Genomic DNA, 25,825 nt, shown 5'->3' on the forward strand with positions numbered 1-25,825 from the left:
GGGGATTGGGGACTGGGGATTGGGGATTGGGGACTGGGGATGAGAGGGATGAGGGGGATGAGGGGATGAGGGGGAACAAACACCCAATGCCCAATGCCCAATGCCCCATGCCCAATGCCCAATGCCCCATTCCCAATTAAAAACTGTTACAGTCTATAACGCGATCGCAATATGATCCGGTCGGCGGTGTTAGGATGCCCTAAAAACGTTGAGAGACTACTTTATGGCAGAAACACTTTCTGGACAAACTCCACTGTTTGCTGGCAGCACTGGCGGCCTCCTCAAAAAAGCAGAAGTGGAAGAAAAGTACGCTATCACCTGGACTAGCCCTAAGGCGCAAGTTTTTGAACTACCAACAGGTGGTGCAGCCACTATGCAACAAGGTCAAAACCTGCTGTACTTGGCTCGGAAAGAATATGGTATAGCTTTGGGTGGTCAACTCCGGAAATTTAAAATCACAGACTACAAAATTTACCGGATTTTACCCGGCGGAGAAACCACTTTGATTCACCCAGCTGATGGCGTATTCCCTGAAAAGGTGAATGCAGGTCGTGAAAAAGTACGTTTTGTACCACGCAGAATTGGCGAAAATCCCAATCCATCAGCGATCAAGTTCAGTGGTAAATATACCTATGATGCATAGGTACTAGTAGTACGCCAAGGTAACTTGGCGGGGAAAAGGGGAAAGGAAAAAGGGGAAAGGTTTTTGTCCCTTACCCTTTTCCCTTTAACCTTTACCCAACCTCCACCTAACATTTTTGGGTTGGCAGACTACTAGGTACTAGGTATTGGGGACTGGGAATTAGGGAATAGGGATTAGGGACTAGGGACTAGGGAATGGAGAAGAGAAAAACTTTGATCCAATCTCAATACCTGATACCCTATGCCCTATGCTCTATAACCCAATCCCCAATACCCTATACCCAATCCCTTACTGTGTTTATGATTTTTCCCGATTTTTCTGATTTTTCTCAATTAGCTTCACAAGGTAACTTCGTTCCCGTTTATCAGGAATGGGTGGCAGATCTGGATACGCCTGTATCAGCTTGGTATAAGGTCTGTGCTGGTCAACCCTACAGCTTTTTGTTGGAATCTGTGGAAGGCGGGGAAAAGCTAGGTCGTTATAGTTTATTGGGTTGCGATCCTCTGTGGATATTAGAAGCTAGGGGTGATAGTACAACCCAAACACACCGTGATGGTTCGCAAGTGGTGTTTGCTGGTGACCCTTTTACGGCTTTAGCCAATTGTTTAGCACCTTATAAACCAGTTAAGTTACCACAACTGCCACCAGGAATCGGTGGGTTGTTTGGCTTTTGGGGCTATGAATTAATTAATTGGATAGAACCCCGGGTGCCAATTTATCCCCAGGATGAAAGAAATATTCCTGATGGGTTGTGGATGCAGGTAGACCACCTGTTAATTTTTGATCAAGTCAAGCGGAAAATTTGGGCGATCGCTTATGCTGATTTACGCGATCCAAATGTGGATTTACAAGGAGCTTATCAACAAGCCTGCGATCGCGTCTCCCAAATGGTCAGTAAGTTATCTTTGCCGTTGTCACCAGAGAAAACTATCTTTGAATGGACACCCCCAGCGAGTAGAAGTAAAGTTTCCTCTATAGAAGAATATACGAGTAACTTTACGCGCAAAGACTTCTGCGCCAGTGTCGAAAAAGCTAAACAATACATCAAAGCTGGAGATATTTTTCAAGTCGTTATTTCTCAGAGGTTATCAACAGAATATACAGGCGATCCTTTTGCCCTTTACCGTTCGCTGCGGCAAATTAATCCCTCGCCTTACATGGCGTATTTTAACTTTCAGGATTGGCAAATTATTGGCTCTAGCCCCGAAGTGATGGTGAAAGCAGAACGCGATCGCGATGGTGATATTATCGCCACAGTCCGTCCGATTGCGGGAACGCGCCCTAGGGGTAAAACTAGCAAGGAAGATGCAGCCTATGCCGAAGATTTGCTGCAAGACCCCAAAGAAATTGCCGAACACGTGATGTTGGTAGATTTGGGAAGAAATGATTTAGGACGCGTTTGTCAAAGCGGTAGCGTCAGAGTTGATGAATTAATGGTGGTGGAACGTTACTCTCATGTGATGCACATTGTGAGTAATGTTGTGGGTAAGTTAGCAGATGATAAAACCGCATGGGATTTACTCAAAGCTTGCTTCCCGGCTGGTACAGTTAGCGGCGCACCCAAAATTCGGGCGATGGAAATTATTCACGAATTAGAACCCAGTCGTCGCGGTGTTTATTCTGGTGTTTATGGTTATTACGATTTTGAAGGGCAATTAAATAGTGCGATCGCAATTCGCACTATGGTATTTAATAACCATCAAGTTACTGTGCAAGCTGGTGCTGGCTTAGTAGCTGATTCTGAACCAGAAAAAGAATATGAAGAAACACTGAATAAAGCCAGAGGTTTGTTAGAAGCAATTCGTTGTTTAAGATAAATCAATTAACACCAAGGCGCAAACTTCTAGTAGGATGCGTTAGCGGCGAGAGTACGGCATCAAATTTCAACTTCTTCAAAATGTTCAACGGTGGGAAAAGGCTCATAAAAATGATGTAGTAACTTTTTCCACTCTTGATAATCAGCAGAACTTCTAAATTCTACAGTATGAGATTCTAAGGTTTCCCATCTGACGAGTAAGAGATATTTACCCTTAACTTCAATGCAGCGATGGAGTTCATGAGATAAATATCCCTTAATGGAAGAGATAATCTTGGAAGCTGTTTTGAATGCAGATTCAAATTCTGATTCCATCCCTGGTTTGACATGAAGCATAACTGCCTCAAGAATCATAAAATATGACCTGAAAACTGAAGATGATGCCGTTTAGTATAATGCGATCGCATACATATAAAGCTAGATATTTTCAAATATATTACTGGAGTATATAAGTTATCGCAGCACAAAACTCTTCATTTTCTCCATTTTCATTGGGTTGACAGAAGCTTTGAAACAATATTTGTCTTTCGTTTTCAGTGAGATCTTCAAGACCTTCCAATATAGCTTCTATTGCTCCAATACGCATTTTTTGTAGCTTATCAATATTCAGACCTAGTTTATCAATTGTGGTGTCGGCAGCATACTTTTTATTTAGATCTGATGTTATTGATAGAATCTGTCCATCTTCTGTATATCTAAAAAAATCAGCACAGTTAATATTTAAAGGTGAAACCATTAGGTTATCATCATACCATTTATCTTTTTTCTTACCACAATGTAGAGGTTCATTTGGTACCGTATCTTTTTGGCATGATGCCAGTAAATTTGTGTATTCTAGTGCTAATTCAGGATAAGTTGTTCTTGGTTTTAAATGTTCAATATGACTGTTAGCAATAGTAATCCGACTTCCACAATAACAGCAAATAAAATATTGTTCTTGTAGCAATGAGTGATGTACATCAGTTTTCTGCGGCTTACTGAAGTTGCTCCAGCTTGGTGTCCAGTCATCATTTGCTAGTTCCTTCCAATTTGAAAAACTCTGTGGCTCCTCACTCTTTCTAATGTACTTCACCGCTTCAAAATCTCTTTTCGTCTAATAGATACACGTGCTTTTATTAATTCTGGATCATCTTCTCCGATATCATCGCTAATTTGTTGACACAATTGCCTTGCACTATCAAGATTACCTTCGTCAATGAGTTGAAACAAGTCGTGTAAACTCTTTTTAAACTCTTCTGGACGTTTTATATCATCCATAACATCTTCTAAAATTTGATTACTATCTCTACCATACGAACTTTGCGGACGATTAGCAACAATACCTTGATCTGTATTTTTTAAAATATAAATATTATCAGGTTTAACATAACTAATTACCTGAGGTGAATGAGTAGTAACAATAAATTGACAATTTGGAAAAGTTTTTATTAAAGATGTAATAATTCTCCTCTGCCAATTTGGGTGTAGATGCAGTTCAATTTCATCAATAAGAACTACACCGCTACCTTGAAGCGGATTTTGTAACCCAGGGTTAGCGATTGCTAAACGTCTTGCCAAATCTCCTACCATTGCCAACAGGCATTTTTCGCCATCAGATAGCTGATTCACAATGAGTTCTTCACCTTGTTTTTGTAACGTCATTTTTAAAGGAGAACGACGAACCCTTAAGTTAGAAAAACTGGGTATCAATGAAGATATAGCTTGCCTCACTGCTTGTAATTGCTTGTCCCGATAAGCGGCATTATCTTCTAGACGTAATTCATTCTCTAAATCTTCTTGCTTTCTAAACCATTCAAAAAATATCCTGAATTCACTACCTACTCCTGTAAGCGAATTTTCATAAGCATCTATTTGTTCAAATGAGTGCTTTGTGCGAATCTTCAAGGGAATATCCAATACAGCACGATTCGTAGAATAATAAACTGCTAGAGGAATATTGAATTGATGAGATGTATATAAATTTTGTTTGATATGTTCGACAATTTTTGACAGTGTAGATAAGTTACTGCTAGTATCTTTCTTGCGTCCTTTCTTAACTTTTGTTAAAGACCATATTGCTTCTTCATAATCAAATGAAATGACAATCTCGTTATGAGTCTCCTTTTTTCCATTAGAAATATCTTCTTCTGTAAATAGCCTTCCAGAAGGTGTCGAGTGTTGAATTGAGCTAGTAAAACGCGACAGAAGAATAGCGAGACAATCCAGAATACTCGATTTACCTACACCATTAATACCAATCAGTACTGTTGGCTCGGTTTCATCGAAATCTAGTGTCAAATCACCGATTCCACGGAATGATTGCATTATCAAGCGTTTGACTTTCATAGTTTTAAGTACGATGTATGTAATTCATTGGGTGAGAAACGCCCACCCAATATTTCTTATAAAGCCAGGTATTAGGCTGATTTTAACTTAATTACTCCTCTATCAAACACTTGGTTATCAGTACCAATACCACTGATTTCTATTCTATCGGCATAGACTTCATAGGCAGCAAAACTTAAATTGCTAGTCGAGTATTCTGTCCATTCATTTTTCCCGACAGGACGATTACCTGCACCTGCGCCACATATTAAATAAGTTGTGCCATTAATTGAGCGGGTACGTTCATAATGGTGTTCATGACCATTGATATAAAGTTGTACGCCGTATTTTTGAAATAGCGGAGTAAAAGTCTTAATAAAATCGGGATTACTTCCATAGGCTCCCGATGCATAAATAGGATGATGTCCAAATACTACTTTCCAAGTAGCTTTGCTGAGGCTTAATTCTTTTTCTAACCAAGTTAGCTGATTTTTCCAGTCAGCATTACCGTTAGTATCTAGCGCAAAAAATTGTACATTTCCTTGGCTAAATGTATAGTAGCGTCCCTTCATATTAAAGCCGGGATATTTAACTTGTGGATCGCCGTTAGCAGTGCGGATATCATGATTGCCTAAACAAGCTTGAAATTTCACACCTTGCTTGAGTAAATCTTTATAAGGACGCTCAAATACATCTGCAATCTTTTCAATTTCACCGTTGTTATAAATATTATCTCCGGCTAAAACGACTAAATTATAAGGATTTTTTTTGTGATAATTAGTCATTGCCCTAGCTACAGCATACTGTCCTTTTGCACCTGTACCTGTATCTGCAACTGAGACAAAACGGAGTAGCAAGTCTTTTGTGGGTGGATTAGCTGCGATCGCAGTATCTTTTTGAGCTAAATCAGCACTTTGACTATTTTGCCGAGTTAATATCCAAGTTAATCCTGTACCAACAAAACCAAGGCTACTTAAAAATAAAAATTGGCGGCGTTTTAGGTTCATAAATGATTCAATTCCACAACTAGTCAGTTTAGCCAGAGCAATGGACAATGAAGTGATACATTAAGGCAGAAGAAGCTGCATTGCTCAATAATGTATTTGATTTTTATTTGATTCGTTGCTCTTGGTGAAAGTTCCATGTCGCAAGACAATCCGAAATCACAACGTCCCCAAAGACCTTATCAGAGAAACCAGCCATTTTGGAAGTCTGCTATTATCCAATTTCTCAGGGGGACAATTAGGCTGTTAGAGTCGGCGGTGGTGAAGCTAGAAACAGCACCGCCACCGGGAACTGCGGAAACTCCTGGTTTTTGGGGTGGATTGCTGGCTAAAGTCCGCAATTTTTTACCAGCGAATTTGTCTGCAAAGTTGTCTGATACGGCTTTGAGCGGGATTATTGCTAGTATTGCTGTGGTTTTAGTGTGGACAACTAGTAGCTTGTTTACGAATAAACCTGCTGAAGTTGCGATCGCACCTCCTGCTGAAGAAGTTCCAACACCAACGCCAACGATAACTACTCCGCCTTCCCCAGAGTCTACCACCCCAGAAACTCCAGCACCGGAAGAAGTAACACCGTCGCCATCAGCAGAAGTTTCGCCACCGGAACTAGAAATAGAACCAACACCGACACCGGAAGCCACACCAACACCAGAAGTAACTCCAACACCGGAAGCAACATCAACACCGGAACCGACACCAACGCCAACGCCAGCTGTGCAATTAACACCAGAACAGATTTTAATTGCAGCTATCGAAAATCAAGTAGCCCAAATTAGCGATCGCGTTGCTTCTGGACTCATCAAATCAATTCAAGCCAATTTTCGGACTAGTAATTTAACTGTCAAAATTAGTGATGATTGGTATACTCTCAGCGAAACTCAACAGGATCAACTTGCAGCTGATATTTTACAACGCTCTCAAGAACTCGATTTCACTCATTTAGAGGTGGTTGATTTTCAAGATAGGCTGATAGCGCGGAATCCAGTGGTGGGAAATGAGATGATTATTTTTAAACGGCGTGTGAGCGAGCATAAAATCAGCGCAAAATAAAGCATTCGTCAGCTTTGATGGTTGATTCCCTATATTTCATTAATTTGCTGATTACCAATTTAAATAATGTTTGGGACAGATAAATGCTTTGTAGGGGCAAGGCATCCACAATCTTTTGGTATATTCAATTATCTTACTGGTGCCGTGCCCTACTTATCTGTCTACACAATTAACGAAAAACCCGGCTTTTTTAAACCGGGTTTGAGAGTCAACTATTAAGTTTCAAAGTGCTAATCAATGGGTGAATCTCTAAGCAACTTCCAAGTAAAAGAATATTCCATTGCTATTATTGACGATTGACTGTTAACTGTGAACCGTCAACCGTCAACGACTTGAACGGAATAATTTATTTTTTGGAATACCCTAAGCTACAGGAGTTGCAGATTTAGCTTCTAGAGTAGCCAGTCTGTCAGCTAACAGTTTTTCTAGGTCTTCTAAGGCTTTGGTGAAACCTTGAATACCTTCTGCTAGTTTGTCAGTAGCCATGCGATCGCTAGCGTGCATTTTGTCAAAGGTGGCTTTGTCGATGGAGATTTTTTCAATTTCCAAGCTGGCTGCATTAGCGGGGTCGAGTTTGCGTGGTAGTTCGCCAATGGTTGCTTGCAGTTCAGCTAGCAATGATGGGGAAATGGTGAGCAAATCGCTACCAGCTAATTCAGTGATTTCGCCAATGTTACGGAAGCTAGCTCCCATAACTTCAGTTTTGTAGCCGAATTTCTTGTAGTAGTTGTAAATCTTGGTTACTGATAATACACCTGGATCTTCTGCTGGTGCATAGCTATCCCGTCCAGAATCTTTCTTGTACCAGTCGAGGATGCGACCGACGAAGGGAGAAATGAGGGTAACGCCAGCTTCCGCACAGGCGATCGCTTGGTGCAATCCAAACAATAGTGTTAAGTTACAATGAATGCCTTCTTTTTCCAGGATTTCCGCAGCCCGGATACCTTCCCAGGTGGTAGCAATTTTAATCAATACGCGATCGCGAGAAACACCCGCAGCTTTGTATTGAGCAATTAATTCTCTGGCTTTGGTAAGAGTAGCTTCGGTATCGAAGGACAAGCGCGCATCTACTTCTGTAGACACCCGACCAGGGATAATTTGTAAAATCTTCAGCCCAAAAGCTACCGCCAAACGGTCAAAAGCAATGGTGACAATTTGCGCTTGGCTAGCATCAGCGCCCGCATCTTTCTTAGCTTGGAGTAGAGTTTGATCGACAATTTCCTGATACTCAGGCATTTTCGCCGCAGCAGTAATCAGCGAAGGATTGGTAGTTGCGTCTTGGGGTGTAAACTTTTCAATTGCTTGGATATCACCTGTATCCGCAACCACTACAGTCATAGTGCGTAACTGTTCGAGTAGGTTTTTAGACATAAATTGCTCCGTTTTGTTTGCTTGTTTAGGATTTACTGCATAAAGGCATCAAGTGCTGAGTTGTACAGACGCGATTAATCGCGTCTGTACAAGAGTGCTGAGTCAAAATACTAGTCCCTAATCCCCAGTCCCTAGTCCCCATTCCCCATTCCCTATTCCCTCGTTCATGCATAGTATCGGGATTACCTTTATTGATTACCCTCTTATTTACACTTGTTGCTGTTCCTTCTATTCTGATTCTGGCAACTTTTCTTAATTGTTGCCCAAGTATACTGATCACCTTCAGCTTCAGCCCCATTTTAGAGACCCTATGCCAAGATTGGCTGTCCAATAGAATGCACTTTAATTAAGCTAGTTGTTCCTGATTTACCAATTGGTACGCCGGAGGTAATCACGACTTTATCGCCATCTTTGGCTAAACCCATATCTACGACGCTGTTGACTACGTTCAAAAACATTTCTTCGGCGCTGTGGACTGGGGGAACTAGTAAAGCCTCTACACCCCAGGAAAGTGCTAACTGGCGGTAGGAGACTTCTTCAGAGGTGAGGGCAATAATTGGCGTTGATGGACGATATTTAGAAACTAGCTGTGCTGTACTCCCCGAAGAAGTATTACAAAGAATTGCCCTTGCGCCTGTTTCATAGGCAATTCGACATACTGCTTCAGCTACAGATTCGGTGACACTCAAAGTCCCGGCTTCACGACACCAAGAATGTTTGCTACCTTCTTGTAAAGACTGTTCTGTGCGAATGGCAATATTGTGCATCATTTCCACCGTGGCTATAGGATATTGACCTACAGCAGTTTCCCCAGAAAGCATGACAGCATCTGTACCATCCCAGATTGAGTTAGCAACGTCTGTGGCTTCGGCGCGGGTGGGATCGGGCGAACTAATCATCGATTCCAGCATTTGGGTGGCAGTAATCACAGGTTTACCTGCCTGATTACAACGGCGAATGATATCTTTTTGAATCAGGGGAACTTCGTGAATGGGCATTTCCACCCCTAAGTCACCACGGGCAATCATAATCCCGTCAGCAGCTTCGAGAATGCTGTCAAAATCTTTAACGGCTTCTGGGCGTTCAATTTTGGCAATTACCCGAATTTTGCCCCCAGCAGATTCAATCATTCGTTGTGCTGGTTCTAAATCGCGGGGTGATTGTACAAAAGAAACTGCTACCCAATCAACACCTAACTGGATGCCAAACCGTAAATCCTGCAAGTCCTTTTCGGTGATGGAACTCATTGGTAAACGAGTTTGTGGCAGGTTTACCCCTTTATGAGTAGAAATTAAACCGCCAATTTTCACATAAGCCCGAATGTGATCAGCATCGCGATCGCTCACCACTAATTTGACACGACCGTCATTAATCGAAATCGGTTCGCCTTGTCTTACCATTGCAAACAAAGTTGGCAACGGCAAAGGCAGTTCATCAACACTCTCGCCCTTTTCTTGTAAAACAAAAGTGACTTCGGTACCAGCTTCCACCATTAGCCCTTCTGGTGGTAAAGTCCCCAAGCGGATTTTCGGGCCACACAAGTCTTGCATAATTGCTATTGACTTGTGCTTTTTGCTACTAATTTGTCTAATGTAGTGGGCAGTTTGACCGTGGGCTTCATAAGCACCATGAGAGAAATTCAACCGCGCCACATTCATCCCCGCATCAATCAAAGCTTCTAGCCGTTCAGGAGAAGATGTAGCAGGCCCTACAGTACAGATAATTTTGGTTCGACGCATAAAAATTGGGTGTTTAGGAATATCCTGGGATGAAATCCCAGAACCTACAACATAGATAGCTAAACTATCCAAAATTGCAAGTGCTTCATATAACTTTTATGCCCGTAAAAGTACTTTTTATTTTCTTTTGTTGTCAAGGTATGGATGGGGGATTGGGGATTGGGGACTGGGGACTGGGGATGAGGGGGAAAAGGGGAAAGGGGAAAGGGGAAAAGGAAAAAAGGGAAATTATTATTACCCATTACTCATTACTCATTACCCATTACCCATTACCCAATGCCCCATGCCCCATGCCCCATGCCCCATGCCCTTATACAAGCGCCAATTGTTCTTTCTGCGCCATTGATAACATGAGGTCAACTACACGATTTGAGTAACCCCATTCGTTGTCATACCAAGCAACTATTTTAAAGAAGTTGGCGTTGAGTTCAATGCCAGCACCAGCATCGAAGATACTGGAGTGCATATCGCCCTGAAAATCGGTGGAAACTACTTCTTCGTCACTGTAGCCAAGGATTCCTTTGAGTTCTCCTTCAGAAGCAGCTTTCATGGCTGCACAAATTTCTTTGTAACTGGTGGCTTTGGCTGTCTTGAAAGTTAAATCAACTACAGAAACATCAGGAGTGGGAACTCGGAACGCCATTCCGGTTAACTTACCCTTCAATTCTGGTAAAACCAGTGCTACGGCTTTAGCTGCACCTGTGGAAGAAGGAATGATATTTTGGGCTGCACCTCTACCACCGCGCCAATCTTTTTTGCTAGGGCCATCTACAGTTGGTTGGGTAGCAGTCATGGCGTGAACTGTGGTCATCAAACCTTCGGTCAAGCCGAAATTATCATTGATTACCTTAGCTACGGGAGCTAAACAGTTGGTGGTACAGCTAGCATTAGAAACAATCGTATGCTTGCTGGGATCAAATAGCTGATGATTAACACCCATCAGCAAAGTAGGAACTAGGTCAGGATCTTTAGTAGGAGCAGAGATGACTACACGCTTGGCACCAGCTTTGAGGTGATTTGTGGCTCCCTCTTGTCCGGTAAATAGCCCTGTAGCTTCCACAACGTAATCTACACCTAATTTTCCCCAAGGTAACTCAGCTGGATTGCGAACTGATACGCAGGGAATAAAATGCCCATCAATAACGATGCCATCTTCCCTTGCTTCTACCTTACCTTTAAATTTACCGTGGGTGGAATCATATTTAAATAGATAAGCCAGGTTATCTGATGGTACTAGATCGTTGATCCCCACAAATTCAATATTGGGGTTATTAATGCCAGCGCGAAGCACAAGCCGCCCGATCCGACCAAATCCATTAATACCTACTTTTAACTTAGCCAAAATAAAACCTCCCGTTTCGACAATTGCCATTTAGGGCTATTACCCTATCTTCAACGCTGCATTCAGCTTGCATGATTTGGGTCTGACTTAGCTGATCGTTACAGTCAAAAGTTGTGAAGAGTGTATTTTCTTGGCATATTTTAAGGTTTTGGGCATGGGGCATGGGGCATGGGTAAGGGGGAATGGGGATTGGGGAAGGGGGAAGGGGGAAGGGAGAATGGGGAAGGGGGAATGGGAAGATAAAGGATTCTTGAGGCTTGTTATAACCAATGGGATGGTGTTGGTCACCAACGGGATGGTGTTGGTCACCAACGGGATGATGTTGGTCACCAAGGTGATGGTGTTGGTCACCAATGGGATGATGTTGGTCACCAACGGGATGGTGTTGGTCACCAATGGGATGGTGTTGGTCACCAACGGGATGATGTTGGTGACCAACGGGATGATGTTGGTCACCAACATCACGATTTTTGTTAAGGGACTTCCAAATAAAAAAATATACCAGTATTTATTGTGGGGTGGACATCTTGTCCGCCCAGTTTATGTGGCGGGCAAGATGCCCGCCCCACAAGATGGAATAATTTATTTCTTGGAAGTCCTTAAGTTATGGAATTTTCCTCCCCTCATCCCCCTGCCCCCTTGCCCCTTACCCCTTGCCCCTTACCCCTTCCCTTGCCCCTTGCCCCTTGCCCTTTGCCTATTAGAACTTTAGTAAGGCCATTGCCAATCGCGAATTTCTGGCATATCTTCGCCGTAGCGTCGAATGTAGTGTTTATGCTCAATCAGCTTATCTTGCACCATTTGCTTGACGTAAGCTGCTTTGTATCCTAATTGGGGTACGCGATCGCATACGTCCATGACTAAGTGGAAGCGATCGAGATCGTTGAGAACAACCATATCAAAGGGTGTGGTGGTGGTTCCTTCTTCTTTGTAGCCCCGGACGTGGATGTTGTTATGGTTTGTATGGCGATAGGTTAAGCGATGGATTAGCCAAGGATAGCCATGAAATGCAAAGATTACTGGTTTGTTAGTAGTGAAAATGGTGTCGAAATCTTTGGGGCTTAAACCGTGGGGATGTTCGCTGTTTGGCTGTAGTGTCATTAAATCGACTACGTTGACTACCCGGACTTTTAAGTCTGGGAAATGCTGACGCAAAATATCCACTGCCGCTAAGGTTTCTAAGGTGGGAATATCCCCAGCACAAGCCATAACTACATCAGGTTCGCTGTTTTGATCGTTGCTAGCCCATTCCCAAATGCCAATACCTTTGGTGCAGTGTTTGATAGCAGCATCCATATCTAGATATTGTAGGGCTGGTTGCTTACCAGCCACAATCACGTTGACATAGTTGCGGCTTCTCAAACAATGGTCTGTTACCGATAACAAAGTATTGGCATCGGGGGGAAGATAAACGCGGATGATTTCTGATTTTTTATTAACTACATGGTCGATAAAACCAGGGTCTTGGTGAGAGAAACCGTTATGGTCTTGTCGCCAAACGTGGGAGGTTAGCAGGTAGTTCAAGGATGCAACAGGTCTGCGCCAAGGGATGTGACGAGTAGTTTTCAGCCACTTGGCGTGTTGGTTGAACATGGAATCAATAATGTGGATGAACGCCTCATAGCAGGAGAAGAATCCATGACGACCTGTGAGTAGGTAGCCTTCTAACCATCCTTGGCAAGTAGTTTCACTGAGAATCTCCATCACCCGCCCATCAGGGGAGAGGTGTTCGTCTTCTGGGAGAGTTTTAGCAACCCATGTCCGGTCTGTAACTTCAAATACCGCATCTAAGCGATTTGATTGGGTTTCATCTGGGCCGACGATGCGGAAATTGCGGCTTTCCTGGTTCAGTTTGAGGACATCACGTAGAAACTGTCCGGAAACTTTGGTAGCTTCAGCAATTACCTTTCCTGGTTGGGGAACATTAACAGCATAGTTTTCAAAATCGGGTAGCTTCAGGTCACGCAATAAAATACCGCCGTTAGCGTGGGGATTATCACCCATGCGCCGATGTCCCTTTGGTGCGAGTTCTGCAAGTTCGGGAATTAAGCTACCGTTAGCGTCGAAGAGTTCTTCAGGTTTGTAACTCTTCATCCAGTCTTCGAGTAATCTCAAGTGTTCTGGCTTGTTGGCGATTTCTCCAAAGGGAACTTGATGCGATCGCCAAAAATCTTCAGTCTTTTTCCCGTCTACCTCTTTCGGCCCTGTCCAGCCTTTAGGCGTTCTTAAAATAATCATCGGCCACTGCGGACGGTCTTTAAAACCATGCACGCGGGCTTCTCGTTGAATACTTTGAATTTCCGTGACTATTGTATCCAGTGTAGCGGCAAATAACTGATGCACGGTTGCTGGGTCGGAACCTTCGACAAAGTAAGGCTTATAGCCATAGCCCAAAAACAGGTTCTCGATTTCTTCGTTGCTTAACCGTGATAGTAACGTGGGGTTAGCAATTTTATAACCATTGAGGTGCAGAATTGGTAATACAGCACCATCATTTACAGGATTAAGAAACTTATTTGAGTGCCAACTAGCGGCTAAGGCTGCGGTTTCCGCTTCCCCATCCCCAATTACACAAGCAACTAGCAAATCGGGGTTATCAAAAGCAGCACCATATGCGTGAGATAAAGCATAGCCTAATTCCCCGCCTTCGTGAATTGAACCTGGGGTTTCTGGTGCAACGTGGCTAGGAATCCCACCAGGAAAAGAGAATTGTTTAAACAGGCGCTTCATCCCCTCTGCATCTTGGGAGATGTTCGGGTAGAACTTGCTGTATGTGCCTTCTAGGTAAGTATTAGCCACCAATCCAGGGCCACCATGACCGGGGCCAGCAATGTAGATGGTGTTGAGGTCGTATTTTGCGATCGCGCGATTGAGATGAACGTAAATAAAGTTCAGTCCCGGCGTTGTTCCCCAGTGACCCAAAAGTCTGGGTTTGACATGTTCTAGCTTCAGTGGTTCTCGTAGCAGCGGATTGTCCAGAAGATATATTTGTCCTACTGAAAGATAATTAGCGGCGCGCCAGTAGGCGTTAATCTTCCGCAATTCTTCATCCGTTAAAGGCTTGGATTGAGTCGGACTTGCTAAAGTCATATCAAACTCCATTTCTATGAGGATTTTGACGAATTCATTCAGTCAGTATGCAAGTTTACTGATCTAGAGGCTGTGTGTCATCCTACCCATGACAAAGTTTTCCAGTATTTATCTGGAAATGTGGCAAGTAATCCTTGTCACATAAAGTTATTTGCTCAAATCTAAAATAAATCTGAAGAAATACAAACGAATAATCCTTTGTCAGAGTAACAAATTTAGCAGGTTATCTAAGCATTTTTAAGCTTAATTTAAAATTAAATTAATGTTTTATTTAAAAGCTTAAAACATCATGAATTAGTGTTTTCAGAGACATTTATTACTGTTTTGATGGTCTTAATAGATAAAAAAGCCAAATATTAACAGGGATCAAAAATATTACCTCTGTTCAATTGCCTAGCCGCAAATTTTGATGTTTATATAGGACTCATATTTGATTTCTGAGATACACGTAGGGGAGCCAGTGCGTTGCGGAGGTTCCCTCCGTTATAGCAACTGGCGTTGTGTTGTCGCCAAGCGCCGCACCAAAGCCCAGAATACGGTGCGTTACACTTCGTGATAACGCACCCTACACATACTTAGATTTTTTCAATAATCAAATCGGATTCCTATAGTGAAATACAGTTCAGTTAAGAAAATTAATTTATAACAAAACCAAAAAACTAGTTACTCAACAAAAAACCGAACAATCATTTTGGAGGGGGTTTGGGGGACGCAACCGTCCCCCAATCGGGGGTTTGGGGGAGAATCCCCCAATTGATGGCTTTTTTAATAAGTGACAAATCAATTACTAATGAGCTTAACCCAAGCCTATTGGTTTATAGTGCTGAAAAATGCGATATAAAGTCCTGAGTAAAAATTATTCTGCTTCAGAACTATGGCGTAATTTTTAAATAAAGTCTTCTGGGTTAACACCCATTTGTCGCAACCTTTCGGCTAAAATTTGCGATCGCCTTTTTTCTGCTTCTAATGCTGCTTCTGCTTGTTCAGCACGTTGTCGTTCTTGTTCAGTGCGTTGTTGTTCTTGTTCTAGTAATTGGCAAATTTCTATATAAGAGAAAAACTTTGTATCATCAGGACGATAAATCTGTAACTCATCGCCAGAAAAATCAAAGCGGATTCCTAACCTAGGACTCAGCCAATTTGCGATCGCAGGAATCACATCTAACCCAACTTCACCCCGCAGCCAACCCCTTAACTGATTTTTCTCAGGATTGTAAATGTAATACTCCTCAACACCGTAGCGATCGTAAAAGAGGAGTTTTCGATCCATCTCATCTTGGGAATTACTAGGAGAAAGAATTTCAAACACCACCTGTGGCGCAACTCCTGATTCATTCCATTGCTGATAAGAACCGCGTTTACCTTTTGGTCTACCAAACACCACCATCACATCTGGTGCGTTAACAATATTATTGCGTCCTTCAACGGGATACCAAAATAAATCTCCCGCCACAAATATATTTGCATCATCAGCGTATAACCAATCCAAATTTTGCTGGATCACCAAAATCCAGCGAAACTGTTCAGTATTATTTGCCATTGGCTGTCCGTCACTATCTGGGTAGATGACTTCTGTTGGGGTTAATGATTCGGCGTGAGAAACCATAAGCAGAAGGAAGCCATATCTAACGCTGCTTGGATTCTAGCACCGCACCGCTACGCGGAATTCAAAATTCAAAATTCAAAATTCAAAATTTTGAACAATTACGAATTACGAATTACGAATTACGAATTCACCATTAGATTTCCAATAGCCCAGGTGGTGGTGTCACTTCAATGCGACGGGCTGGTAAATCTACAACAGGTGCGATCGCTTCCACAAAGGGAATTAAAACAGTCTTTTGTTTTTTATCTGGTGCAAATGTGGGATCTAACTCCACTTCTAATAAATCATTACCAGCAGGAATAATATCTACAACTTTACCCACCAATTCACCCGATGCTTGCAAAAATACTTCCAAGCCCAGCAAATCGGGAACATAAAATTCATCTTCAGCCAATTGCGGGCGATCGCTTTCTGGCACCATAATCTTACAACCACGTAATTCCTCTACTTGGTTGCGATTTTCCACACCAGCTAATTTAATTACATACAAATTTTTGCCTTCGATGTAACGCCCAGCCACTAATTCTATTGGTTGCGGTTCCATATCACCAGGACGCAATAACCAGCGTTTCCCCGGTACCTCAAACCGTTCGGGAAAGTCGGTATTCGGATACACCCGCATCTCTCCCGCCAAACCTTGAGGTGCAACAATCTTCCCAATCTCTAGCCAATCATCCAATTTTGGATTTGGGATTTTGGATTTGGGATTATTCTCTTTTTTCCTTTCTGGCTTCGTGTTCTTTGCGCCTTCTCGGTTCATTCTCACTATTTAATTTAAAAAACCAAAAATCTTGGATGGTGCGTTAGCCTGCGGCATAAAACACCCTACCGGACTGACAAGGCTAAAATGTGGCAATATAATTTTCTTGTGGGGTGGACATCTTGTCCGCCCAGGACGGGCAAGATGCCCATCCCACAAGAGTTTGAATAATGCATATTTTAGTCTAGACACACCCTACCGAATATACTAAGCACTTACAACCGCGCCTTGATAGGCTTGTTCTGCAACCTTCGCCAGTCGCCGCATTCCGGTAACTAATTCCTCATCGCTACCGGTGAGGCTGATGCGGAGACATTGCTGCTTGTGAGGCCATTCTTCTTTTAAGCCGGGGAAGAAAGTACTACCAGGGACAACAATTACACCTACTTTCTTCAACTCTTGGTAGAATTCCCAATCGCTAATAGGTAAATCTTTTAACCACAACCAAGCAAAGATAGCACCTTCACCACGATGCAAGAACCAAGGTAAATCCTTGGGCATTGATGCATCTAATGTATTTTCTAATACGCTGAACTTGTTTTGATAGAACGGGCGGATCACTTGTTCGGCAATTTCAGCTAACGCACCTGAATTAATAGCACGGGCTGCGATCGCTTGTCCATAGCGCGAAGAATGCAGCAGCGCATTTGTTTGGAATGACTCTAAAACTTGAATAGTCCTTTCATTCCCAATTGCAATTCCAATTCTTTCCCCAGGTAAACCCGCCTTGGATAAGCTGGTGCAATGAATGATATTTTCCTCAAATATCAAGGACATATCCGTAAAATTCAGCGCTGGGAAAGGAGGCGCGTAAGCCGAGTCAATTAATACTGGCACATCATAAGGCGCAGCGAGGGCGGCAATTTTTCTCACTTCCTCATCGGTAAGCACATTCCCTGTCGGATTACAAGGACGAGAGAAAATCACGCAGCCCGTACTTTCAGAAATTGATAGCTGGCTAAAATCGGGACGATATTTAAATCTGTGGGCAGACTCATCAATATCTAAAGCTGGTTTATAAGCAATTAAAGCTTCTGGAACCAAGCAAATTCCACCGTAACCTGTGTAGTCGGGGCTGAGAGGTAAGACAATTTGCTTCAGTTCACCAGTAGTAGTGTAACCACCGAAAGCATTAGCAGCGTAAAAATAGAGAGTTTGGCTACCGGGAGTAATTAAAATATTGCGATCGCTTAACTTTAACCCATAGCGGCGATTAAAATCATTGGCGATCGCTTCAATTAATGGTGCATAACCTTGGCTGGAACCATATCGGCAAACCACCTCACCATATTCTGAACTAGCGAGTAAATCTGCTGTACAATCCCGCCATAATCGTTCTACTGCAGGCAAAATCAACGGATTACCCGCACTCAAATTAATTAATTCCTGCCCTGCATTAGCTTTTAACGTTTCCACAATATCTTTCATAATTGCGCGAACGCCAGTCAGGTTGGACATTTGAGCGCCAATTTTAGTAAGGGCAGGATTCATAGGCTGTAAAGAAAATAGATTTATTGAGAAAGTGACAAAATTCTTATGAGGGGATCGCTGCTAGCACAAATTTTACGCTGTTGCTCCAACAGCTATTTCCACCTTTAATTAATCTAACTAGAGAATGACATTTTAACAAAGTCACAATATTTTTATAATTTTTTTGTGTTTGTCATTGGTCATTAGTCATTTGTCATTCGTCATTTGTCATTCGTCATTAGTTATCCCCCTTATCTCCCTCATCCCCCTCATCCCCCTCATCCCCCTCATCTCCCAATCCCCATTCCCCATTCCCCCAAACTTTCTGTAAACTCAGATCAGCATACAGGAGGGCTGAAGTTTGGAAGTTAAAGCCGCAGTCGCTTACGGCGCGGGTAAGCCGTTAACTATTGAAACCGTTCAATTATCCGGGCCTCAAGCTGGGGAAGTATTGGTGGAGATTAAAGCTAGTGGTGTTTGTCATACCGATGCTTACACTCTTTCTGGTAAAGATCCAGAAGGCTTATTTCCCGCAATTTTGGGACATGAAGGCGCAGGAGTAGTCGTAGAAGTAGGCGCTGGGGTAACTAGCGTCAAGCCTGGAGATCATGTAATTCCCCTTTACACTCCAGAATGCCGCCAGTGTGAATATTGTCTCAGCCAGAAAACAAATCTCTGTCAAGCTATTCGCAGCACCCAAGGACGGGGTTTAATGCCGGATGGGACAAGTCGCTTTAGTATTGGTGGAGAAATGATTCACCATTACATGGGTACTTCTACTTTTGCGAACTATACAGTGTTACCAGAAATTGCTGTAGCCAAAATTCGCGAAGATGCCCCATTTGATAAAGTTTGTTATATCGGCTGTGGTGTCACCACAGGAATTGGCGCAGTTATTTATACAGCCAAAGTAGAAGCAGGTGCAAAAGTCATAGTTTTTGGCTTAGGTGGTATTGGCTTAAATGTCATCCAAGGGGCGAGCTTAGTAGGAGCCGATATGATTGTTGGGGTGGATTTAAATCCCAAAAAACGCGCTTTAGCCGAAAAATTTGGCATGACGCACTTTGTTAATCCCCAAGAAGTTGAGGGTGATTTAGTTCCTTATTTAGTTGACTTAACCAAAGGCGGCGCTGATTACACTTTTGAATGTATTGGCAATGTCAATGTCATGCGCCAAGCATTAGAGTGTTGCCATAAAGGTTGGGGTGTTAGCGTCATTATTGGTGTTGCTGGTGCAGGACAAGAAATTAGCACTCGTCCGTTTCAATTAGTAACTGGACGTGTTTGGAAAGGTTCCGCATTTGGTGGCGCTAGGGGACGTACAGATGTGCCGAAAATTGTTGATTGGTATATGGATGGCAAGATAAATATTGATGATTTAATTACTCATGTCATGCCAATTGAACAGATAAATCATGCTTTAGAATTAATGCATGAAGGTGAATCAATTCGTAGCGTTGTCACATTTTAATTGTTAGCTTTTAATTAAGGTGTGTATTGATTTTATATCAAGCATATTCGTAGGGTGTGTTATGCCGTAGGCTAACGCACCTTATACCAATTTCAAACAAGAACGCGACAGATACACATCCCCAAACCCTCGTCATATTTGGATTGTGAATGGTATGAGATTGTTGGCGGTGCGTTGCGCTACGCGACAACACACCCTACAAAAATATTATTTATGTAGAGATTAAGAACGATTTTCATAATTACCAATTACCACTCAAACCAAGTTAGGAGAGTTACATGGTTACTACCAATGAAGCGATAAACATTACTCCTAAAGAAAAACCACTTGCAGAAAAGCGTGTGACCTTGAATAATATCAGTTGGGATGCTTATGAGCAGATTCTTGAGGCTTTAGGTAATAATCGAGCCGCCAGACTTACATATTACCAGGGTATGTTGGAGATTATGACTCCTTTAGAAGAACATGAAAGTGCTAACAGTTTAATAGGGCAATTGATTGAATTATTAGCAGAAGAACTCTATTTGAATCTTAAGAGTATGGGTTCAACTACCCTCAAGATTCCCATTCTCAAATCTAGCCCAGAACCTGATAGATGTTATTACATTCAAAATGAACCTACTGTTAGAGGTAAAACAGTAGATTTAGCAGTAGATCCACCTCCCGATTTGATTTTAGAAGTTGATATAACTCATACAGATATCAATAAAAAGCAACTTTATCAGGAAATGAAGGTTCCTGAATTTTGGCGTTATAACGGTAGCAGATTAACTATTTATTTGTTGACGCAAGGTGAATATCAAGAATCAGCGACTAGCGCCACATTCCCGATATTAACTAAGTCAATGGTGTATGATTTCCTAGCACAATGCAAAACTCAGGGTGAAACCCAAACTAAGCGAGCTTTCCGTAAAATGTTGCGCGAACAAATCCAGCAGTAATTGTTTTTAAGTTTTCCAAAATAGCTTTAGACGAGTGCATAGACTTGTCAACAAAGCAATTGGTAGAGTGTAGACTACTCCTTTAATTACTCCCATCACAGGCGTTGTAGTATTGGCAATAATCCAATCTTCTATTCCTGTAAGTTGTAATATTGGCCAGAGAAGATTTGCAAAAGCTACATAAGCAATCATGGGATTTTGCCCATTATCAATTAAAAATTGCAGCCATTTCTTCTGCCCAAAGATATTAATTATTATAGTAAAAACTATCAATAAAAAAATTGCGATCGCACTGGTGACAAAATAATAGCTATAGGTAGAAGGATCTTTATGAATCCCTCCCTGGAAAGGCTCGAAAAATAAGCCTAGTAACAACCAGTAAACTCCCCATTGATAAAATTGCTTGAGTAAATAGTCTATCTCTGTTTCTGGCTGCTTAAATAATAGCCAGCTTGCGCCATAAATCGCAGCGCTTACTAGAGTGGTTTGCCAAATCCAACGCGCTTGCAAGCCTACCAATAATACTAAGCAAATCATCAGCATAGATACAATAATCAACCATAAACGCTGACTATAGCGAGAGCCTAAACTCTGCTGATTAGCTGATATTTCTTGAGATTGAGTATTTTTTTGTATCCAGTTTAATATCAAATCACCAACAATAGTTCCAGGAATGATGATGAACAAGTACTTCAAATAATAAAACTGAAAAATCCAAGAAAACTTTAAATCATTCCCTAGAATTGATATAGATGATGCTGTCCATAAGTTTTTTACCCAACCATCAGCACTAGCAGATAATTGCAAAGCAATCAAATATCCCAGTAATCCCAAACGTAAAAGCAAATTAGAGCTTGTAAATAACCAAGCTAGCGAACCAAAAACTGCCATATTTGCTAGTACCATTAATATTGGATCGCTACGTTCCAGTAAAAAGCCTTTACCACCATATTGTAATTGAGAAATAATAGCGATCGCAGCGATAAAGCCTGCTATATTTAGCCACAAACCATATTTACTCCACCTCCCTAAAATCGACCAACTCCCAAACATTAAAAACAGCAATACGAAACCCAGCATTGCTAAATACCATGTTTCATCAGTTGGGTTGTTATTGATGGTAAAGGGACGGAGATGTTGCAGAATAATTGCAAAGGCTCCTAGCATGAAGCCTCGCTTCAAAATATATAAAATAATTCTAGAAATACTCACTCCTTGAGCAATACGGCGAGATAGTGCTAAGGGGATGGCAGCACCCATTGCAAACAAAAATAAGGGGAAAACGACATCTACCCAAGTTAAGCCAGCAATCTGAGAATTAAAGGCATGAGTTGGGGGTGGCTCTTGAGCATGATACATCCAAGCTGGCAAAATTTTATATCGAATTGTGCCAGAAAAGACCATTGCTAAGATTGCCAATCCCCGCAGTGCATCTAACGCATCGGCGCGTTTTATATTTTTGGTAGTAATGTTACTTTCCTGAGTCAATGGGATTACCTGAATTCAGGAAATTTAGTATAGCAGTCTTAAATTATTTGTGAAAGTAATTTACCTGAAAAGTAAACTATATTTTGCTCTCATCAAAATGAATGCTTAAGGGTTGAGCAGTGCTAAACCCCTACAATAAATGTATATGTAAGAGTTTGCATAAATTTTGCTGGAGTCTAACATACTCTAATTTAAGCAAATAACAAATGACAAATGACAAATAACTATTTAGAGATAATAAAAGACCGAGTAGCCATTTGAATCAATCGTTCAGGTGATTTTGCTCGATTTACTGTGAGGCGCGAAATCCGATATTTATCCTGTAACCAACGGAAGCGTAAAATAGTGCTGTTATACAGATAGCCTGATTGATAATACTTCGCAGCGTAGGTTTCTACCTGGTGATTCATAGAACCATAAGGATATGCAATGTGCCTAGCAATCTCTTGCGGTGCTGCTAATCCAGTCAGACATTCTCTAAGTTCAATTTGAGCTTGAGCTAGTTCCTGATTTAAATCAGAAACAGTAATTTTAGCTAAATCTTTGTGGTTTTCTCCATGAGATTGAATATCATAAAATCCCTTAGCAAATCCTGTTCTCAAATCCTCACAACTCAGGTATGTGGTTGAGGGATGATGAATTTTAGCTAACGTACCAGGATTCACAAATAAAACTATTTTGATTTTTTGCTTAAATTCTTTTTCTAACCTTTCCAAAACTGGGACAATGTTAGTATATACAGTTTTATAACTATCATCAAAGCTTAACATTATGGGCTTTTTACCAACATATTCTTGCGGAATATCTCGGTTGCGATCAATAAAGTAATCATATAATTCTTGAGTTGATAAAAACCAATAATTATTATGAGCTAAGTATTCTAGAAACTTTTCTAAATCTTGCATTGCATAAGACATTTTTGCAGCTATTGGATTCTGAATAAGTCCGAAATTAGGATTATTCAGATCAACAATGCCGTGAAATCCCAAAAGAGGAATTCTGGGAGCGTTTATATAAGAAAGAAGTAGTGTAATTGTCAAAAAGAATACAATAATATATAAAGAAATAAACTGTAAATTAAATTTATTTTTTAGCTTGAATTTATGCCTTCTAGATATCAAAGCCATTGTTCTGTAATGTAAGTAATAATAGATTCGCTGTACTCAAGTAATGATGTGTAAACTGAGTAGTGGAATTGAGGGTATTACCCCTACCACTAGTAAGTGAGTTTTTAGATTATGCAAATAGAATGTCTTAGAGTTTACTTATCTGTCTGATTACCAATTTCTGTATATCTCATGGCATTCAGAACTCTTGGGTTTCCATCCAAGACCAAACTATTTAGACATTTTTTGCAGGTTATTTAGTCTGCTATCCAACTAAAGACTAAACTGGTGCAAATGGTATTTGGCAAACCTAGCAAGGATTCTGGCTCAAGAAATCCATTTTGTCAAATTCATAGGACTTACGCAAAAATGCTTTAGTGCATTACACTAGCCTAAGACATACTCAAAAGATAATTGAACAAGCTATTTTTACTATTAATACTAATTCAAATAATTTTGGCGACATATCAATATATTCTAGAGGGCAAGGCAATTCCCAACTGTGTCAACTTAATTTCTTACAACATTAAGCCTTAAACCTTGACCATTAAGGGTTAAACCTTGAGCATTAAGCCTTAAACCTTGAGCATTAAGCCTTAAACCTTGAGCATTAAGCCTTAAACCTTGAGCATTAAGCCTTAAACCTTGAGCATTAAGCCTTAAACCTTGAGCATTAAGCCTTAAACCTTGAGCATTAAGGGTTAAACCTTGACCATTAAGGGTTAAACCTTGAGCATTAAGGGTTAAACCTTGAGCATTAAGGGTTAAACCTTGAGCATTAAGGGTTAATTTTTAAGCGATCGCCTATGCAGGCAGTGTTATTGTATGCAGCAGATTGCAAGTTGGTACAGATAATTCTAAGGGCAAGGCAATGCCCATTGGTGTCAACGTAAGCTAAAAGCTATATAGGGTGGGCGTTGTACAAATACCTTGTGCCCTCATCCCCTAACCCCTTCTCCCGCAGGAGAAGGGGAACTAAATCTCTTGCTCCCCTCTCCCTGTGGGAGAGGGGCTGGGGGTGAGGGCAAAACCTTGCACAAGAGCGGGTTTCACGTTAAGTTGACACCAATACCTCTACAATCTGTCGCATTCTTTTTCAAATTGGTATAACTTATTGCGGGGAATGTATCTTTTATTAACTCTAAAAATGCAGACAACAAAGAGAAAGAAGTTCCATTTTAAAATTAGGTTTAATCTGTTTCTTTATTAAATACTTCTAAGATTTGACGACAAATTTGTTTGAGCTTGTCTTCAATGTGAGGGGAAGGGATAGAAGCACCTACAATACTCCATTTGTCTATTGTTGAAAGTCGCCATGCTTCTCCTCGATGATCGAATGCAGCAATTTCTACACCGATCGCACGCCGCAAATTACTTACTGGGTCTTGATAAAATCGGATTTGAATTAAGACGCTGCGACTGCGCCAAGATTTGCTGATTCCAGGAAAGTGAAAACCTATGTCTATAGAGTCTGGATCGACTAACTCCCGTGTCTCTGGATCGTTTTTCCAAGGTTTAAGATCCGATTTGGCATCAGGGAACTCAAATTTAAACAAATTGACTACTGTAGCAATCTTGCTGGCGAGTTCAAGGTTAGTTGCTTGTTCAGATGCGTTCACAAAAAAACACTCCTATATTGCATCGGCTTAAGGGAAATCTGAAGTTAAAAAAACCGCCAGAAGGTTTATGTTATTAGTGTTTCAGCTTATCAATGTCTTTTGGTATTTCGCAACTCTAAATTATGTTTTCCTAACAATCATTGTGAATAAAAGCTGTCAAAAAGTGCTGATTGAAGTTTAGAGCTAAATCAAGATACATTGGGTAATTATACTTAAGTTTCCCAAAAATTACCCAGTCAAACGGTGATTTTTAGAAAATAAAAGCTGGGATAAAAAATTTTGCCAAAATCCTTTTATGGTAAGAACTATAACTGACACTTGCGATCTAAAATTACACTGTTAGTCGGCAAACAAACAGCAAATTATTTCAGTATATGTCGCGTCAACGCTCTCTTTTGTCATTGGTTTTCGTATTATTGGCAACCCTACTGATCAGTTGTGGCAGTCCTACTGTCGCCAAAGCACCACCTACTTATACAACAGCACAACTGACGAAAATTCAGACATATGTGCCAGAGATTCAGGCTGTGCGCGATCGCTTAGACGAACTAAAAGACCTCATCCAACGCAAAGATTGGATATTTGTGGGTAATTTTATACATGGGCCTCTGGCAGAAGCTCGGTTAGACATGACTTATGTAATTCCTAACCTCTTACCCCAGGATGAAGCTGTAGCACGTCAAACAGCACGTGATTTGTTTAACCACTTGGTGAAAATCGACCAAGCTGCAACATCTGGCAATAGTATACTTGCTTTAAATAATACTCAAGCAGTGGTTGCAGATCTAGATAAATTCCTCAATCTGCTTCCCAAGACAAGCGCTGAAGCTGAGTCATAAGTAAGGAGTTGTGGGCAGTTCCAAATAAAAATATTCCCCTATGATTGTTGACGGTTGATGGTTGACTGTGAACCGTCAACAACCTTAAGGGGGATAATTGATTTTTTGGAGTTCCTTTAAGCTATGAGTTAGGAGTTAGGAACCAAAAATTTCTAACTCCTAACTT

General features: G+C 41.3%; 22 protein-coding genes. 8 read left to right on the forward strand and 14 right to left on the reverse strand.

Features of this window, described 5'->3' with window-relative positions; all coding sequences use genetic code 11:
• Positions 1-5 precede the first annotated feature (5 nt).
• The 3 genes from HGR01_RS36025 (at position 6) to trpE (ending at position 2,460) form a co-directional block, all read left to right on the forward strand.
• Complete coding sequence (locus HGR01_RS36025; protein ID WP_155538913.1) at positions 6-140, forward strand: histidine kinase; 135 nt, start codon at positions 6-8, stop codon at positions 138-140.
• Between the two features lie 83 nt (positions 141-223).
• On the forward strand, positions 224-643 hold the full coding sequence (locus HGR01_RS36030; RefSeq protein ID WP_045867605.1) for a photosystem I reaction center subunit II PsaD: 420 nt from the start codon (positions 224-226) through the stop codon (positions 641-643).
• A 299-nt stretch (positions 644-942) separates the two neighbouring features.
• A complete protein-coding gene (gene trpE / locus HGR01_RS36035) occupies positions 943-2,460 on the forward strand; it encodes an anthranilate synthase component I (RefSeq protein WP_045867606.1) in 1,518 nt (505 codons plus the stop codon).
• Positions 2,461-2,519: 59 nt separating this feature from the next.
• Here the strand turns inward: trpE and HGR01_RS36040 are convergent, their stop codons facing one another.
• From HGR01_RS36040 to HGR01_RS36055, 4 genes are all read right to left on the reverse strand, one after another.
• Positions 2,520-2,813, reverse strand: coding sequence for an antibiotic biosynthesis monooxygenase family protein (locus HGR01_RS36040; protein WP_045867607.1), 294 nt, complete (start codon positions 2,811-2,813; stop codon positions 2,520-2,522).
• A gap of 82 nt (positions 2,814-2,895) precedes the next feature.
• The gene (locus HGR01_RS36045) at positions 2,896-3,531 is read right to left on the reverse strand and encodes a retron system putative HNH endonuclease (RefSeq protein ID WP_045867608.1); all 636 of its coding nucleotides are present in this window, start codon (positions 3,529-3,531) and stop codon (positions 2,896-2,898) included.
• Entirely contained in the window at positions 3,528-4,784 is a 1,257-nt protein-coding gene (locus tag HGR01_RS36050) for an AAA family ATPase (RefSeq protein WP_045867609.1), read from the reverse strand. Before HGR01_RS36050 ends, HGR01_RS36045 begins: the two co-directional genes overlap by 4 nt.
• 71 nt (positions 4,785-4,855) lie before the next feature.
• The gene (locus HGR01_RS36055; RefSeq protein WP_045867610.1) at positions 4,856-5,770 is read right to left on the reverse strand and encodes a metallophosphoesterase family protein; all 915 of its coding nucleotides are present in this window, start codon (positions 5,768-5,770) and stop codon (positions 4,856-4,858) included.
• Between the two features lie 135 nt (positions 5,771-5,905).
• Here HGR01_RS36055 and HGR01_RS36060 point away from each other — a divergent pair, with 135 nt between their 5' ends.
• Complete coding sequence (locus HGR01_RS36060; protein ID WP_045867611.1) at positions 5,906-6,817, forward strand: hypothetical protein; 912 nt, start codon at positions 5,906-5,908, stop codon at positions 6,815-6,817.
• Between the two features lie 363 nt (positions 6,818-7,180).
• Here HGR01_RS36060 and HGR01_RS36065 read toward each other — a convergent pair whose 3' ends face one another.
• From HGR01_RS36065 to gap, 3 genes are all read right to left on the reverse strand, one after another.
• The gene (locus HGR01_RS36065) at positions 7,181-8,188 is read right to left on the reverse strand and encodes a transaldolase (RefSeq protein ID WP_045867612.1); all 1,008 of its coding nucleotides are present in this window, start codon (positions 8,186-8,188) and stop codon (positions 7,181-7,183) included.
• Positions 8,189-8,496: 308 nt separating this feature from the next.
• Entirely contained in the window at positions 8,497-9,927 is a 1,431-nt protein-coding gene (gene pyk / locus HGR01_RS36070) for a pyruvate kinase (protein WP_045868788.1), read from the reverse strand.
• A 310-nt stretch (positions 9,928-10,237) separates the two neighbouring features.
• A complete protein-coding gene (gene gap, locus HGR01_RS36075) occupies positions 10,238-11,269 on the reverse strand; it encodes a type I glyceraldehyde-3-phosphate dehydrogenase (RefSeq protein ID WP_045868789.1) in 1,032 nt (343 codons plus the stop codon).
• A gap of 217 nt (positions 11,270-11,486) precedes the next feature.
• On the opposite strand from gap, the gene HGR01_RS36080 reads away from it, so the two are divergent.
• Positions 11,487-11,981 carry a hypothetical protein gene (locus tag HGR01_RS36080; protein WP_155538914.1) on the forward strand — a complete coding sequence of 165 codons (495 nt, stop codon included), beginning with the start codon at positions 11,487-11,489 and terminating at the stop codon, positions 11,979-11,981.
• On the opposite strand, the gene HGR01_RS36085 is transcribed toward HGR01_RS36080, so the two are convergent.
• The 4 genes from HGR01_RS36085 to HGR01_RS36100 form a co-directional block, all read right to left on the reverse strand.
• The gene (locus tag HGR01_RS36085; RefSeq protein WP_045868791.1) at positions 11,978-14,359 is read right to left on the reverse strand and encodes a phosphoketolase; all 2,382 of its coding nucleotides are present in this window, start codon (positions 14,357-14,359) and stop codon (positions 11,978-11,980) included. The genes HGR01_RS36080 and HGR01_RS36085 overlap by 4 nt on opposite strands.
• 886 nt (positions 14,360-15,245) lie before the next feature.
• A complete protein-coding gene (locus HGR01_RS36090) occupies positions 15,246-15,965 on the reverse strand; it encodes a Uma2 family endonuclease (RefSeq protein WP_045867614.1) in 720 nt (239 codons plus the stop codon).
• A 133-nt stretch (positions 15,966-16,098) separates the two neighbouring features.
• On the reverse strand, positions 16,099-16,725 hold the full coding sequence (gene rimM / locus HGR01_RS36095) for a ribosome maturation factor RimM (protein WP_045867615.1): 627 nt from the start codon (positions 16,723-16,725) through the stop codon (positions 16,099-16,101).
• A gap of 207 nt (positions 16,726-16,932) precedes the next feature.
• Positions 16,933-18,216 (reverse strand): valine--pyruvate transaminase, encoded by a 1,284-nt coding sequence (locus HGR01_RS36100; protein WP_045867616.1) that lies wholly within the window; start codon positions 18,214-18,216, stop codon positions 16,933-16,935.
• Between the two features lie 340 nt (positions 18,217-18,556).
• Here HGR01_RS36100 and HGR01_RS36105 point away from each other — a divergent pair, with 340 nt between their 5' ends.
• Both HGR01_RS36105 and HGR01_RS36110 read left to right on the forward strand, forming a co-directional pair.
• Positions 18,557-19,666: an S-(hydroxymethyl)glutathione dehydrogenase/class III alcohol dehydrogenase gene (locus HGR01_RS36105; RefSeq protein WP_045867617.1), complete on the forward strand. Its 1,110-nt coding sequence runs from the start codon at positions 18,557-18,559 to the stop codon at positions 19,664-19,666.
• A 278-nt stretch (positions 19,667-19,944) separates the two neighbouring features.
• On the forward strand, positions 19,945-20,607 hold the full coding sequence (locus HGR01_RS36110; RefSeq protein WP_045867618.1) for a Uma2 family endonuclease: 663 nt from the start codon (positions 19,945-19,947) through the stop codon (positions 20,605-20,607).
• Positions 20,608-20,613: 6 nt separating this feature from the next.
• Here the strand turns inward: HGR01_RS36110 and HGR01_RS36115 are convergent, their stop codons facing one another.
• The 3 genes from HGR01_RS36115 to HGR01_RS36125 all read right to left on the reverse strand — a co-directional run bounded on the left by HGR01_RS36115 (position 20,614) and on the right by HGR01_RS36125 (position 24,820).
• Positions 20,614-22,095, reverse strand: a complete 1,482-nt coding sequence (locus tag HGR01_RS36115) for a DUF5009 domain-containing protein (protein ID WP_081583869.1) — start codon at positions 22,093-22,095, stop codon at positions 20,614-20,616.
• A 224-nt stretch (positions 22,096-22,319) separates the two neighbouring features.
• On the reverse strand, positions 22,320-23,012 hold the full coding sequence (locus HGR01_RS36120) for a polysaccharide deacetylase family protein (RefSeq protein WP_168160924.1): 693 nt from the start codon (positions 23,010-23,012) through the stop codon (positions 22,320-22,322).
• A 1,379-nt stretch (positions 23,013-24,391) separates the two neighbouring features.
• The gene (locus HGR01_RS36125) at positions 24,392-24,820 is read right to left on the reverse strand and encodes a hypothetical protein (protein ID WP_045867622.1); all 429 of its coding nucleotides are present in this window, start codon (positions 24,818-24,820) and stop codon (positions 24,392-24,394) included.
• Positions 24,821-25,194: 374 nt separating this feature from the next.
• Here HGR01_RS36125 and psbQ point away from each other — a divergent pair, with 374 nt between their 5' ends.
• Positions 25,195-25,659, forward strand: a complete 465-nt coding sequence (gene psbQ / locus HGR01_RS36130) for a photosystem II protein PsbQ (protein ID WP_045867623.1) — start codon at positions 25,195-25,197, stop codon at positions 25,657-25,659.
• The last annotated feature ends 166 nt before the right edge of the window (positions 25,660-25,825 follow it).

This window comes from Tolypothrix sp. PCC 7712 (assembly GCF_025860405.1).
Lineage (GTDB): Bacteria > Cyanobacteriota > Cyanobacteriia > Cyanobacteriales > Nostocaceae > Aulosira > Aulosira diplosiphon.